A 13,652-nucleotide genomic window follows, 5' to 3' on the forward strand; every position below is an offset into this window, starting at 1 on the left:
GTAAAATGCCATTCCTTTATGAAGGAGTACAAGTAAAAATACAATTGAAAAGCTTTATTCAGTCTATCTGGAAAAGCCCTCCTTTATTTAGTTCTATTTTCGAAGCCACCAGCCAAGCCATAAACCTACCAGTCCCCATGACATCACTGCATCTACTAGGTCCATCTTGGTTGGGGTCTCATACCAGATTGAGTTTAGGTAAGGGAAATTAAGATAACCAATAATTCCTACCGCAAGAGACGAGAATAGAGCAGTTTGAAAACTTGGATTGCCCATTTTAAGGAGTATCCAGGCCATCAGTCCGCCGGCAATAATGTCGATAAGGAAACCACGGATGAGGTTGAACCCCATAGTATTGGTCATTTCTTTATGGAAATAAACCTGAGCCCAAGGTTTACCCATGGCTTCTTCCATGGCCTCCATTTCATTTTCGCCAGGAGCGGCATTGGGCAAAAAGTAAAAACCTTCTTCCAGATTTTCATCCAGAAACTCAAGGATTTTATCCTGATTAGGGCTGTACTGTTGGGTATCAGTGTGGATGTTTACGATGGCAAAAGAGATAAACTGCCAGATAAAAAGTATCAGGCCGCTTACAAGGGCCGCAATAATTAGTTTTTTCATAAGAGCTAAGGGTTTAATTTGATACTTAATTTTGCCAAAAAGGTTGATAAATCAATGAATATCAATGCTTTTAGTTAAAAAATATTCAGATTTGAAATCCGCTTACCGATATCTTTATAATCTCAATACACTCCATAAGCTGTTCCTTAGTCATTACCAGCGGAGGTGCAAAACGAATTTTGTTACCGTGTGTTGGTTTGGCAAGCAAGCCGTTATCCCTGAGTTTGAGACATATCTCCCAAGCAAGAGGAGAATCTTCGTCGGTATTGATCTCAATAGCATTCAACAGGCCTTTTCCCCGAACAAGTCGAACAAGTTTTGAATTGTCAACTAACTTTTGAATTTCATTTCTGAAGATTATACCTAGACTTTCTGCATTTTCTGCCAGTTTTTCATCAAGAACCACCTGAAGTGCTTCACGGGCTACAACACAGGCCAGTGGATTCCCTCCAAAAGTAGAGCCATGTTCTCCGGGTTTTATGCTGAGCATGATTTCGTTATCTGCCAGTACTGCTGAAACCGGTAAGACTCCACCAGAGAGAGCCTTGCCCAAAATCAAAATATCAGGTTTTATGTTTTCATGATCAATGCAAAGCATTTTCCCGGTTCGGGCAATTCCTGTTTGTATTTCGTCAGCGACAAATAAAACATTAGCATTTTTGCACAATTCCCTTGCTTTCGAAAGATAGCCTTCTTCCGGTACCATCACACCAGCCTCACCCTGAATTGGTTCGACTACAAACCCCGCGATAAAAGGATCTTCCAGTATGATATCTTCAAGTGCCTGAAGGTTGTTATAAGGTATTACCTGAAAGCCGGGCATATAAGGTCCGAAACCTTTTCGACTCATGGGATCTGTGGAAGCCGAGATAACCGATAGGGTACGCCCATGAAAATTATCACTGGCAAAAACGATTTTAGCTTTCCCCTCAGGAACTCCCTTTTTTTCATAGGCCCATTTCCGGCAAAGCTTCAAAGCCGTTTCCACGGCTTCCACTCCACTATTCATCATTAAGGCTTTGTCAAAACCAAAAAGGCTGGTGATATATTTTTCAAAACTCCCGAGCTCTGAGTTATAAAATGCACGGGAAGTTAACGTGAGTTTTTCAGCCTGTGATTTTAAAGCATTGATGATTCTTGGGTGACAATGCCCCTGATTTACCGCAGAATAAGCCGAGAGGAAGTCATAGTATCGTTTGCCCTCCACATCCCAGACATAAACGCCCTCACCACGCTCCAGCACTACCGGTAAAGGATGGTAATTATGAGCTCCATAGCGGTCTTCAAGGTCGATACAGCTTTGTGTCTTAGGTGTTAGTGTTTCGGTCATGGTTTGTTGATGTTTTTGTTCAATTGAAAGAAGTGTAAGGTAAAATAACGGTTTTATTTTTGATTTGAGAAAACCTCAGGTAAGGCAACAATCAAGATAGCCTTAGCTTGGTTAATCAATTAAAAAAATGGTAACTCGGAAGATTCGTTCACAGGCTTCGATTTGCGTAAATTGCGGCCTGTATGAAAAAGAACATTTATTTTGATAATGCGGCCACCACACCGCTTGATCCGGAAGTGCTTGAGGCCATGATGCCCTATTTTACCGATATTTATGGTAATGGTTCATCAATACATACTTTAGGCAGGCAAGCCAAAGCGGCTGTAGAAAACGCCCGTAAAAAAGTGGCTGAGCTACTCCATACTTCGCCGTCAGAAATTTTCTTTACCTCTGGTGGAACAGAAGCAAATAATACGGTAATCAGAGGCTGCGTGGAGAGCCTCGATGTAAAAACTGTCGTTTCTTCGCCAATCGAACATCATGCCATTCTTCATCCTTTGGAGTATTTGCAAAAGCAAAACGGTCTTGATTTTCGATTAGTCAACCTGAAAGAAAATGCTGAGGTAGATCTGGAAAGTCTTGAACAAAAGTTGGAGAATTCTTCAAAGGCTTTGGTGACTTTAATGCATGGCAATAATGAAATCGGCAACCTGCTTGATCTTAATGCTGTAAGTGAAATTTGCAGAAAGTATGGTGCTATTTTTCATTCTGATACAGTTCAAACGGTCGGGAAATTTCCTATCAATTTACAGGAGTTGGATATTGATTTTATTTCAGGATCAGCACATAAATTTCATGGGCCAAAAGGTGTCGGTTTTTTATACATTAACAGCAATAACCGGATAAATCCATTTATTCATGGTGGTGCTCAGGAGAGAAATATGCGTGGCGGAACCGAGAATGTTGCTGGCCTGGTTGGTTTGGCTAAGGCCCTGGAGGTTGCAATTGCGAAACAGGAGAAACGTCAGGCTTACCTTAAAGATTTAAAACTCTACCTCAAAGCCGAATTGGAAAAGGTCATTCCGGGAGTGAGCTTCAATGGAGCCTCAGGTGATTTGGAAAACAGCCTGTATCATTTACTCAATGTGAGTTTCCCGGAGCATCCTGATAATCAGATGCTGCTTTTCAGTCTTGACATCGAAGGAATTTGTGTTTCAGGTGGCTCTGCTTGTAGTAGCGGTACCGATATCGGCTCACATGTTTTAAATGCTTTGCAAGTGCCTGAAGAAAGGGCAAATGTTCGTTTCTCTTTTGCAGAGCAAAACACCAAGGAAGAAATTGACACCGTCGTGGGTATTCTGAAAAGAATATTAAATCCTTGATTGAATATGTTGTTGCCCGGCACGTTTTCCAGGAGAATAAAATAACCTATGTCAGAAATAAAAGGAATATTAAAATATCTTAAGTCCATCCTCAACCCCGAGAAAATTACTGAGGTGAAGATTCTTGACCCCGTGTCCCCGTCTCGCTTAGATAAGCAGATGGAGAGTATCGTAAAATCTCCTTTGCTAAGCCGTGATTTAAGTTGGCTCACCTTCAATCAAAGAGTACTGGATCAGGTCAAAAGGCCCGAGCTTTCAATTTTTGAAAAGCTCAAATTTATGGCAATTACCGCCTCAAATCTTGATGAGTTCTTCACTGTTCGAGTGGGGAGCTTGTATAACTATATCGATTACGGTAAAAAGCGGGTTGATTATTCCGGACTTCTGGAAAATCAGTTTAGAAAAAAGTTGCTGACGGAAATCAACGCTTTTTTTGAGGAAAGAAATAAGATTTTCAGAGAGGATTTATTCCCTCAATTCAGAGCCAACGGTTTTTCAATTGTTGAGTTTGACGACCTTGATAAAAGCCAGAAAAGGGAGGCCAGCGATTTCTTTGACCAGACGGTCTTTCCCATGCTTACGCCAATGGTTTATGATCAAACACACGCATTTCCGGTGCTGCTGGCAAAAAACCTGATTTTAGGAGTAGTTACACGCTCAAAGAAAAGCTTTGTGAATAGTGAAGACGAAAGCAATCGCAAGCTTTCATTTATTCAAATACCGAGTAACCTTCCCCGTTTCTATGCTTTTGAGCAGGATGACCTCATAGTCTTTTTGCCCATTGAACGCATCATAATGCAAAATGTGCAGAAGCTTTACCGTAATGTTAAAATTGAATCGGTAGACCTTTTCAGAATACTTAGAAATGCGGACTTTACCCTTGAAGAAAGCGATGATATGGAGGCTGATTTCGTTGATGAAATCAAGCAAAAAATTAAAGAGCGGAAAGTAGGAAGGCTTGTAAGTATGGTTATTGAAGACGAGCCTTCAGACTGGATGATGCGGATATTGAAGAAGAAGTGGGAGATAGATGACTACAATATTTTTGTCAATAAAGAGCTAATTGATTACACGCGACTTTGGCAAATTATCAAACACCCTGAGTTCAAAGATGAAATGACTCCGGTTCGCTCAGCGGTACCACCATTGAATTTTGACCGGGAAAAACAACAACATATTTTCAAATCGTTGAAAGAACAGGATGTTTTGCTGCATCATCCCTTCAACAATTTTGAGCCGGTTTTGCAGCTTATAGAGCAGGCTGCGGAGGATCCTCAGGTTTTGTCCATAAAACTCACTATTTACAGACTGGCCGAAAACTCAAGAATAACAGAAGCACTTCTTCGTGCCGTTGAAAAAGGAAAACACGTCTCGGCTCTTTTTGAAATCAAAGCTCGTTTTGATGAAGAGAACAATATAAAAGAGGCCGAGAAGCTTCAAAAGGCGGGCTGTTTTGTTATCTACGGAATTGGTGGTGTGAAAACGCACACCAAACTCATGCTCATTGTGCGTAAAGAGGGAGATAAAGTGGTTCAGTATGCTCATATGGCCTCTGGAAACTATAATGAAGATACAGCCAAGCTATATACGGATATCGGGATTTTGACCACCAAACCTGGATACACCAAGGATATCTCAGAGTTTTTCAATGTAATTACCGGGCACTCAGAGCCTCAGAACTATCAATACCTCATTACTTCTCCACGAGACATGCGGGCCAGTGTAATAGAGCTGATCAGAAATGAAGCTGCTAATGCAAAGGCGGGTAAACCTTCCGGAATTTGCATCAAAGTAAATTCTCTGGAGGACAAAGAAACCATAGAAGAACTTTACGAGGCCTCAAAGGCGGGAGTGAAAATTGAATTGATCGTTCGTGGTATTTGCTGTCTCAGACCGGGGAGAGTAGGCCTGAGTGAGAATATAAGGGTTCGTTCATTGGTTGGCCATTACCTTGAACATTCCAGAATTTTCTATTTCCATAATGGTGGCTCGCCAAAAGTTTATGGAAGTAGTGCTGATATCATGGTTCGTAGTTTTGATCGTCGCATCGAGTCTATTTTTGAGATCGTAGATGATTTCCTGAAAAAACAAATGATACTTATCCTCAGGTACAATTTGTTGGATAATGTCAATGCCTATGAATTACATCAGTCTGGCGAATATGAAAAGTTATCTTTTGATAACAAACCTTTTGATATTCATAAGGTCTTTTTTGATGTCAAAGACACAGAAGTTGCCGAAGCTACACTGGACGATTTCTTTGAATTTCAGGAGGCCGGAAGAGAGGAGGAGGAAGCATCAAATAGAAACGCCTAAAGCAAATCCGCCGAAAAAGTTTTGGCCGCCGCCATCGGTTCGTTCATAAAAGACGAGTCCTTTTCTATTAACCCGTGGGTTGACGCTAATTCGGGCAAATATCACTGTTGGTTTCGGAGGGATGTCTATTAATAGCTGCTGTCTGATTCCCAGAAAGGCGTTGATGTAACCGCGATTGTCGTTTTTATAAAAAATGTGAGAATAGCCCGGCCCGGTTTCAATGAAAGTTTCAAACTTAAATCTTGGAGGGAATGTATTGAGAGGCCTGAAGAAGTCTTTCAATAGTTTCGGGAGCATAAAAACATAGGAAGCCTGAACGGGTATCGAAATGCCTTTCGGACTATTTCTTTTTGCAGGTAAAAAACCCACACCTATTCGGGTGGTGTAGAAATGTTTTTGCCTTCGTACAATTGCATTTTCATAATTGATTGACATCACGGGGCTAATACCAAAACCTTCAGCAATTATCGCAGATTGGTATCTTGTGCGGTACTCAATCTGGGAAAATGAAGATTGAGCCATGGCCAATAAAACTGCACAAAGAAGATATTTCTTCAGGTGGGTCTTCAATTAGAAAAGCGAATTATTAGTATTTAAGCACGTAAAAACAACGCAAATTAGACGTTCTAGATCAAAATTCACTTACTTTAAGGCAAATTTTGAATCAAATCCTCTTAATGGAACGCTATTTAGGCCTCTTAGGTATACTTGTGCTGCTGGGAATTGCTTTTTTAATGAGCAATAATCGTAAACAAATTAATTACAGACTGGTTTTATGGGGTCTCGGGCTACAGCTTGGTTTTGCCCTGCTCATTCTTAAAACACCCGTTGGGTTGCCGTTTTTTAAGTTTTTTGATGTGCTGATAGCCAGGTTATTATCCTACGCAGATAAGGGCGGAGATTTCCTCTTCAGTTCTTTCGTCTCTGGCGTTGTAGACTCACCAAACCTCAATTTTGCGATTCGGGTCTTGCCTACGGTTATCTTTTTCTCGGCACTTGTTTCTCTTTTTTATTACCTCGGCATACTGCAACGGGTAGTCAAGGGTATTGCCTGGGTGATGCAAAAAACCATGAAAACTTCGGGTTCAGAAACTCTGAGTGTAGCCGGTAGCATTTTCGTTGGTCAGACTGAGGCTCCGCTTCTCGTAAGGCCTTATGTTAAAGGCATGACGCAGTCAGAACTCATGACGATTATGGTAGCCGGTTTTGCCACTATCGCAGGTGGCGTTATGGCTTTATATGTGAAAATGCTGGAAGACATTCCGGGAATAGCGGGACACCTGATGGCGGCATCTATTATGAATGCCCCGGCGGCTTTGATTATCGCTAAAATTATGTTTCCTGAAACAGAGGAATCTGAAACCAAGGGTTCACTTGAGGTAAATGTTGAGAAAACGGCCAGTAATGTTGTGGAAGCCGTTGGCGATGGAGCTGTTGATGGCTTGAAATTAGCTGCCAACATTGGTGCTATGCTTATTGCTATAGTGGCCATCATTGCGATGCTTGACGGTGTTTTGGGCTACGCCAATACCTCTTTTGCTGAAGTCTTGGGTTTTGTTTTTAAGCCGTTGGCCTGGACCATGGGTGTACCTTGGAATGAGGCCGGAACTGTGGGCGGCCTTATGGGAGAAAAAATTGTTTTGACCGAGCTGATTGCTTATTCAGATCTTCAGAATGTTCTTAATAACGAAGGCCTTTCTGACCGTTCGGCCATTATCGCAAGCTATGCCTTATGTGGTTTTGCCAATTTTGCTTCCATTGGTATTCAACTTGGCGGTATTGGAGGAATAGCCCCCTCAAGAAAGAAAGATATTGCCAAGCTGGCCACAAAAGCCATGATTGGTGGTGCTATTGCTTCAAACCTAACTGCTTGTATTGCAGGTATTTTGATCTAAATCAAAACTTTTTGAAAATATTTCTAAACCCTTCCAACCATTTGCTGACCCTTGGGGTCTAGGTTATTGAAAAGGGTTTTAGGGTTAAAAAGGTTGGAGGAAAGTTTTTTACAGCTTTCTTTCCAACCTTTCTACTTTTTGAGAAAGAAATTGAGAGCGGGAATAATCATTTTGATGCTTTTAGGCATCACTTCATCATGTACAAAAAAGGACGGCTTAAGTCCTTTCAGTTTTTCAGATCAGAATTCACAAATACCTCTTGGGCGGTATCAGCTGATGTTTTACGAAGACGTCAATGAAGTGCCTTATGAAATTATTCTTGAGGTCAAAGGCCCTGCTAATCCTGAGGGCGACTACCTGATTAACGGCCGAAGCGTTGTTAATTTTTACTTCTCAACAACCAGAATTGAAGCTACACAAAAGGCTTTTGCAGTGAATTCATTGGGTTCAACCAAAATCGGAGGAAACCTGGAGGAGTTAGAATTTGAATCAGATTATTTTGAAAGGCTTTCGGCCGTTCAGCAATTTGAGCTGAAAAGCGAAGGGAAAAATCTTATTCTTTATCCGGGAGGTTCCAAAGAATCCTTTATGACCTTCAAAAGAGCCGAACTTCCTCAATAAGTAAATACAACCTTTGCTCTTTGATATTCATTCAAAGGAAACTAAAACACAAAGGATGAAAAAGCTTATTTTAACAGTTGGACTAACAACTACTTTATTTCTTGGTCTCAGTCAATGTGATACCACTAATCCTGAGCCTATGTCAATTACTATTAATGAGACCTATCGCCAGCAAAGTGGAGATTTTGCATTTTCGTTTTTGAAAGAACTCGAAAAAGAAGAGGCGGGTAAAAACTTCTTTGTTTCTCCGCTCAGTCTTCACATGGCTCTCGGAATGCTCTTAAATGGAGCTGACGGCGTCTCAAAGGACGAGCTCATGGAGGTGCTAAAACTCAAAGGTCTTGATCAGGAAACCATTAATGCTACTTATGCTGAATTGATAGAGAAACTGCCTGAGGTAGACCCGAAAGTGACAAATACTCTGGCGAATTCCATCTGGCAACGGGAAGGTTTTCCGGTGGAACAATCTTTCAAAGATGTACTGGCAGAGAGTTTCAAAGCTGACTTGTATGTAGAGCCTTTCAATACGGGTACATTGGATAAAATCAATCAATGGGCCAGCGATAACACCAATGCTAAAATCAAAAAAATTCTTAACGAAATCTCTGCTGATCAGGTGATGTTTCTAATTAATGCCCTTTATTTCGAAGGTGACTGGGCGATTGAATTTGATAAAAAGAAGACACAAAAGGCAGATTTTAATGGTCTCGATAATGTAGCTCAGGTAGACATGATGGCTAACACAGACACCTTTGCCTTTGTCAATATGGGCGGTTATAAAGCCTTGGATATGGAGTATGGTCGTGGCAATTATGCCATGCGGGTTTTGTTACCTGAAAATGGTGACGCTGTAAGTCTATTAAACGCTTTAACTGCTAAAGAGTGGCAAAGTATTACGAATAAACAAAGTGTGACTAAAGTAGATTTGAGGTTTCCGAAACTCAAAATGGAGTATGAGAAAGAGCTAAATGACGTTTTGGTCAATATGGGCGTGCCATCTATTTTTAGCGGTAATGCCGATTTGTCAAAAATATCACCACCGGCAGGGAAAATCGTTGTGGGTTTTGTGAAGCAAAATGCCTTTGTTGAAATTGACGAGAAAGGAACAGAAGCTGCGGCTGTAACTACTATTGGTATTGAATTGACCTCGGTGCCACAGTATACAACCTTCCATGTGAATAAGCCGTTCCTATTCTTTATCTATGAGAAAACGTCTGGTACTATTCAGTTTGCTGGCAAAATTTTAAACTTCTAATTCCATGTTGAGGTCATTAATCTTATTGTTTAGTTTTTCATTTCTGTTTGGTTCATGCAGTACCAAAGAATGCTGTGTTTACCCTGAATTGGCCGAATTTCACGGAGAATGGGAGCTGGTTAAGGTTGTCAATGGTTTTGCTCAGCTAGAGTGGGAGGGTGATGAAATTCCTTATAAAGAGACTTTGATAATTAATGGTGAAACAGGCACAATCACTTTTCAGCGTGATGATGTGGCCGCCGAGATTTCGGCCATTGAAATCAAAGTAGAAGGTGGAAACGATGCCATTATTTTAAAAGATTGGAATGAATATCAGTGGTACTGGTTTGATGAGTCTGAGGGTAAAACGCAATTAGTCCTTTATCAGCGAGCTCCTTTAAGTGCAATTTTGGCCGATGGCTCAAACTTCTATTATTCGAAGAAATGATAGTAAGTTTTTTGGGGGAAGGTGTTTTGTGGAATATTATTCATAGCTTTGCGTGGCAAATAATAAATCTAAAATTATTTGCGAATGCTTGACTCCTCAAAGCTTCTTTTTGAAGCACTTACCTACGACGACGTTCTTCTTGTTCCTGCTTATTCTGAGGTTTTACCCAGAGACTGTAGTACTGTAACGCGTCTTACCAGAAACATTTCGTTAAATATTCCGCTGATTTCTGCAGCCATGGATACCGTTACTGAATATGAGATGGCTATTGCCGTTGCTCAGGAAGGTGGTATTGGAATCATTCACAAAAACATGAGTATTACCGAGCAGGCTGAGCAGGTAAGAAAAGTGAAAAGATCTGAAAGTGGGATGATCATTGACCCGATAACTCTTCCTCAAAATGCGTTGGTGGGCGATGCATTGAGAATCATGAAAGAGTTTAAAGTAGGAGGGATCCCAGTAGTAACTGAGAATGATACCCTTTATGGTATTGTTACCAACAGAGATCTTCGTTTTCAGACCAATCTTAATAAGCCGATTGAGGAGATAATGACAAAAGAAAATGTCATTACGGCGAATTTAGGTATTGGTCTTGATGAGGCAGAAAACATTCTGATGGAGCACAAAATTGAGAAGCTTCCTATCGTTGATAAAGATCATAAATTGGTAGGTCTTATCACCTACAAAGATATTCTCAAAAAGAAGGACAGGCCAAATGCAGCTAAAGATATGCACGGCAGATTGCTTTGTGGAGCTGCAGTAGGGGTAACGCCTGATATTGAAGATCGTGTAGCGGCTTTGGTTAAAGCCGGTGTAGATGTTGTGAGTATTGATACGGCTCACGGCCACTCCAAAGGGGTAATTGAAACATTGAGTAAGATCAAAAAGACCTTCTCCAATGTAGATGTGATCTGCGGAAACATTGCAACAGGCGAAGCCGCAAAAGCGTTAGCTGATGCCGGGGCCGATGCGATTAAAGTGGGTGTAGGTCCGGGAAGTATTTGTACTACCCGAATTATTGCCGGTATCGGGATGCCACAGCTATCAGCTGTTTACGAGTCGGCCAAGGCTATCAAAGGCTCAGGTGTACCGATTATTGCTGACGGTGGTATTCGTTTCTCTGGTGATATTGTAAAAGCTCTTGCAGGTGGTGCCAGTTCGGTGATGATTGGTTCATTGCTGGCAGGTACCGACGAAGCTCCCGGTGAAATGGTTCTTTTTGAAGGCCGTAAATTCAAAACATATCGTGGAATGGGCTCTGTAGAAGCCATGGAAGATGGTTCAAAAGATCGTTATTTCCAGGATGCGGAAGCGGATGTGAAAAAACTCGTTCCTGAAGGTATCGTTGGTCGGGTGGCCTACAAAGGCAAAGCTGGTGAAGTGCTATACCAGTTAAGCGGAGGTTTAAGGGCCGGAATGGGCTACTGTGGTGCTGGTGATATTGATGCTTTGAAAAAAGCCAAGTTTGTTAAAATAACATCTTCGGGAATGGCCGAGAGCCACCCTCACGATGTGCAGGTCACGCGGGAAGCACCGAATTACTCAAGATAAAATTGAGAAGCACGACCGAGGGTCGTGCTTTTTTTGTTTCGAAGAATAGATGTCAACAAAACCCAAAATCTTTACACGGCAGTATTTGCTGCTGTGTTTTAGCTCTTTCCTTTTTTTCTCTAGCTTCAATATGCTCATTCCTGAACTACCGGATTACCTGAGCAGTATGGGAGGGGAGGATTATAAAGGCCTTATTATTGGAATCTTTACCCTTACTGCCGGTCTCTCCAGACCTTTCAGCGGAAAATTAACAGATACCTGGGGTAGGGTACCGGTAATGATGGTTGGAGCTTTGGTTTGTGTTTTGTGCGGTTTTTTCTATCCGTTGGTCAATACCGTTTTTCTCTTTCTATTTCTGCGACTAATTCATGGCTTTTCTACAGGTTTTAAACCTACCGGTACCGCTGCCTTCATCGCTGATGTGGTGCCGGTCACAAGACGGGGTGAAGCTATGGGCATTTATGGTTTTGTAACGAGTACGGGCATGGCCTTCGGGCCGTATATGGGCAGCTGGATAGCTGAACAATTTAATCTTGACGCACTTTTTTATACATCTTCAGCTTTTGCTTTTTTGTCGGTGGCAATATTAGTCTCAATGAAAGAAACATTGCCGCCTGAGAAACGTGAGGGTCTTTCACTGGCTTCTTTTAAGGTGAAGTGGAATGACATCTTCCATCCCGCCATTTGGCCGGTGGCGGTTGTAGTTTTCCTAAGCACTTTCGGCTATGGAGCAGTTTTGACACTTACACCTGATTTAAGTAAAGTTCATGGGTTGGAAAATAAGGGAATCTATTTCCTGATCTTCACATTGGCCTCTTTATTAACCCGAATTCTGGGCGGTAAAATTTCGGACAAAAAAGGCAGAGTGAATGTGCTAATCGCGGGAGCTTTAATCATGGTTTTAGCCTTAGGCCTGACATCTGTAACCAGCCATGTTTACTATTTCTACCTGGGAGGGTTCTTTTTTGGTATTGCCTGGGGAATCATTTCGCCATCTTACCAGGCTTGGACAGTGGATTTGTGTACGGAAGAAACCCGTGGACGGGCTGTGGCTACAATGTATATTGCTTTGGAGGCAGGAATAGGTTCGGGGGCTATTCTACCAATGTTTCTGTATAATAACAAGCCGGAGCAAATCGGTTGGGCCTTTCAGCTTTGCCTACTTATGGCTGCTTTTGCCTTTATTTTTCTAATGTGGTACAAGAGAAAGTACAAAGTTGCTTAAGCGTGAGATTGAGTAGGTGCAATTATTCGGTCAATGGCTTTTTCATGATGGCGAATGTGGAAGGCGATAAACATCAGGTATTCGCGAATACTCAGTTTGCCAAAAACAATATGAGGTAGTTGCAGAAAGTCGAGGGATGGATTACCCCATTTGTTAACTGAGCTGATCAAAGCCAAATGTTTTTCTTTGAATTCCTTTAACTCAAATGATTTGCTGCTCTCAAGCTGCATTCTGGGTTCAAAACTCGTGGTAGAAGGAATGGTTGCCGCAGCATATGTTTTATTCATCCAATTAATATCTCTGAACGATTTCAGGTGTAAGCCAAATCTGAGAAGCAGGCCAATTTTCGGTGCATTTAAGGCCCGGTTCATCAACTTGGCACTAAGAGTAAGGTGAGCAAGGTTTTCGGCGATTGACCATTTGCCATTTTTCTTTTGATAGAACTCCTCTTCTGAAACAGAACTAATTTTCTCAATGACATTATTATAGCTCTGATCAATGTCTTGAATAAGTTGTTGACGCGTCATAGTTCTATTTCATTTTAGCGAGGGTTCTGACAAAAACATCTTTCAGGTACTGGTCGTTGCTATGCAATTGAGATAACATGACAGCTCCTTCAAATTCCATGACCGTTTGCTCTGCCAATCGTTTTGAGGTGCCTTCAGGGTATTGACTGCTAAAGATTTTTTGCAAGGCATTTTGCCAACCATCAAAAATGGCTTTGAGGGTATCCCTAAAAATCACGGATTGACCATTAGTTTCCAAAGAGGTATTGGCAGCAATACAGCCTCCACTTTTCTGAAGCATGATTTCACCAATACTCAGCATCAGTTTTTGAAGACGATCTCGGTCGCTTATTGACATGTCATCGGCTATGGGGAAAACTTCAGCATTGAGCGTGCTAAGTACTTTATCAAGCACGGCAGACATCATCTTTTCCTTGCTGTCAAAATAGTGATAGAAACTCCCTTTCTGAAGACCACAGGCTTTGGCGAGGTCGCTCATTGACGTGTTATAATATCCGTTCTCTCTGAAGACGTTCAGGGCGGTGTCAATGATCTCCTCTTTGTTGGTTTTGATTAATGGCAT

General features: G+C 41.6%; 13 protein-coding genes. 8 read left to right on the forward strand and 5 right to left on the reverse strand.

Going from position 1 to position 13,652, the window contains the following annotated elements; all coding sequences use genetic code 11:
• Positions 1-93: 93 nt before the first annotated feature.
• Both AFM12_RS10005 and rocD read right to left on the reverse strand, forming a co-directional pair.
• Positions 94-621: a hypothetical protein gene (locus AFM12_RS10005; protein ID WP_055147435.1), complete on the reverse strand. Its 528-nt coding sequence runs from the start codon at positions 619-621 to the stop codon at positions 94-96.
• A gap of 85 nt (positions 622-706) precedes the next feature.
• Positions 707-1,951, reverse strand: a complete 1,245-nt coding sequence (gene rocD, locus AFM12_RS10010; protein ID WP_055147438.1) for an ornithine--oxo-acid transaminase — start codon at positions 1,949-1,951, stop codon at positions 707-709.
• A 182-nt stretch (positions 1,952-2,133) separates the two neighbouring features.
• Here rocD and AFM12_RS10015 point away from each other — a divergent pair, with 182 nt between their 5' ends.
• A complete protein-coding gene (locus tag AFM12_RS10015; protein WP_055147441.1) occupies positions 2,134-3,273 on the forward strand; it encodes a cysteine desulfurase family protein in 1,140 nt (379 codons plus the stop codon).
• A 48-nt stretch (positions 3,274-3,321) separates the two neighbouring features.
• Positions 3,322-5,589, forward strand: coding sequence for a polyphosphate kinase 1 (gene ppk1, locus AFM12_RS10020; protein WP_082391270.1), 2,268 nt, complete (start codon positions 3,322-3,324; stop codon positions 5,587-5,589).
• Here ppk1 and AFM12_RS10025 read toward each other — a convergent pair.
• The gene (locus AFM12_RS10025) at positions 5,572-6,159 is read right to left on the reverse strand and encodes a hypothetical protein (RefSeq protein WP_131458292.1); all 588 of its coding nucleotides are present in this window, start codon (positions 6,157-6,159) and stop codon (positions 5,572-5,574) included. The genes ppk1 and AFM12_RS10025 overlap by 18 nt on opposite strands.
• 107 nt (positions 6,160-6,266) lie before the next feature.
• Here AFM12_RS10025 and AFM12_RS10030 point away from each other — a divergent pair, with 107 nt between their 5' ends.
• From AFM12_RS10030 to AFM12_RS10055, 6 genes are all read left to right on the forward strand, one after another.
• Positions 6,267-7,484, forward strand: a complete 1,218-nt coding sequence (locus AFM12_RS10030) for a NupC/NupG family nucleoside CNT transporter (protein ID WP_055147447.1) — start codon at positions 6,267-6,269, stop codon at positions 7,482-7,484.
• Between the two features lie 138 nt (positions 7,485-7,622).
• Positions 7,623-8,105, forward strand: coding sequence for an META domain-containing protein (locus AFM12_RS10035; RefSeq protein ID WP_131458294.1), 483 nt, complete (start codon positions 7,623-7,625; stop codon positions 8,103-8,105).
• Positions 8,106-8,160: 55 nt separating this feature from the next.
• Positions 8,161-9,360, forward strand: coding sequence for a serpin family protein (locus tag AFM12_RS10040; RefSeq protein WP_055147453.1), 1,200 nt, complete (start codon positions 8,161-8,163; stop codon positions 9,358-9,360).
• Between the two features lie 4 nt (positions 9,361-9,364).
• Complete coding sequence (locus tag AFM12_RS10045; RefSeq protein WP_131458296.1) at positions 9,365-9,787, forward strand: hypothetical protein; 423 nt, start codon at positions 9,365-9,367, stop codon at positions 9,785-9,787.
• Between the two features lie 84 nt (positions 9,788-9,871).
• Positions 9,872-11,338 carry an IMP dehydrogenase gene (gene guaB, locus AFM12_RS10050; RefSeq protein ID WP_055147459.1) on the forward strand — a complete coding sequence of 489 codons (1,467 nt, stop codon included), beginning with the start codon at positions 9,872-9,874 and terminating at the stop codon, positions 11,336-11,338.
• Positions 11,339-11,387: 49 nt separating this feature from the next.
• A complete protein-coding gene (locus AFM12_RS10055; protein ID WP_055147461.1) occupies positions 11,388-12,563 on the forward strand; it encodes an MFS transporter in 1,176 nt (391 codons plus the stop codon).
• On the opposite strand, the gene AFM12_RS10060 is transcribed toward AFM12_RS10055, so the two are convergent.
• Together AFM12_RS10060 and AFM12_RS10065 are read right to left on the reverse strand one after the other, a co-directional pair.
• On the reverse strand, positions 12,560-13,090 hold the full coding sequence (locus tag AFM12_RS10060) for a DinB family protein (protein WP_055147464.1): 531 nt from the start codon (positions 13,088-13,090) through the stop codon (positions 12,560-12,562). The two genes, AFM12_RS10055 and AFM12_RS10060, sit on opposite strands and share 4 nt — an antisense overlap.
• Before the next feature lie 4 nt (positions 13,091-13,094).
• Complete coding sequence (locus AFM12_RS10065) at positions 13,095-13,652, reverse strand: TetR/AcrR family transcriptional regulator (protein ID WP_055147467.1); 558 nt, start codon at positions 13,650-13,652, stop codon at positions 13,095-13,097.

Origin of the sequence: Jiulongibacter sediminis (assembly GCF_001306455.1) — a bacterium.
Classification (GTDB): Bacteria; Bacteroidota; Bacteroidia; order Cytophagales; family Spirosomataceae; genus Jiulongibacter; species Jiulongibacter sediminis.

Bases quoted from the DNA above. Each gene is read 5' to 3' on its own strand.
- AFM12_RS10005 (WP_055147435.1), bottom strand. From the start codon at position 621: ATGAAAAAACTAATTATTGCGGCCCTTGTAAGCGGCCTGATACTTTTT.
- rocD (WP_055147438.1), bottom strand. From the start codon at position 1,951: ATGACCGAAACACTAACACCTAAGACACAAAGCTGTATCGACCTTGAA.
- AFM12_RS10015 (WP_055147441.1), top strand. From the start codon at position 2,134: ATGAAAAAGAACATTTATTTTGATAATGCGGCCACCACACCGCTTGAT.
- ppk1 (WP_082391270.1), top strand. From the start codon at position 3,322: ATGTCAGAAATAAAAGGAATATTAAAATATCTTAAGTCCATCCTCAAC.
- AFM12_RS10030 (WP_055147447.1), top strand. From the start codon at position 6,267: ATGGAACGCTATTTAGGCCTCTTAGGTATACTTGTGCTGCTGGGAATT.
- AFM12_RS10040 (WP_055147453.1), top strand. From the start codon at position 8,161: ATGAAAAAGCTTATTTTAACAGTTGGACTAACAACTACTTTATTTCTT.
- AFM12_RS10045 (WP_131458296.1), top strand. From the start codon at position 9,365: ATGTTGAGGTCATTAATCTTATTGTTTAGTTTTTCATTTCTGTTTGGT.
- guaB (WP_055147459.1), top strand. From the start codon at position 9,872: ATGCTTGACTCCTCAAAGCTTCTTTTTGAAGCACTTACCTACGACGAC.
- AFM12_RS10055 (WP_055147461.1), top strand. From the start codon at position 11,388: ATGTCAACAAAACCCAAAATCTTTACACGGCAGTATTTGCTGCTGTGT.
- AFM12_RS10060 (WP_055147464.1), bottom strand. From the start codon at position 13,090: ATGACGCGTCAACAACTTATTCAAGACATTGATCAGAGCTATAATAAT.
- AFM12_RS10065 (WP_055147467.1), bottom strand. From the start codon at position 13,652: ATGCCATTAATCAAAACCAACAAAGAGGAGATCATTGACACCGCCCTG.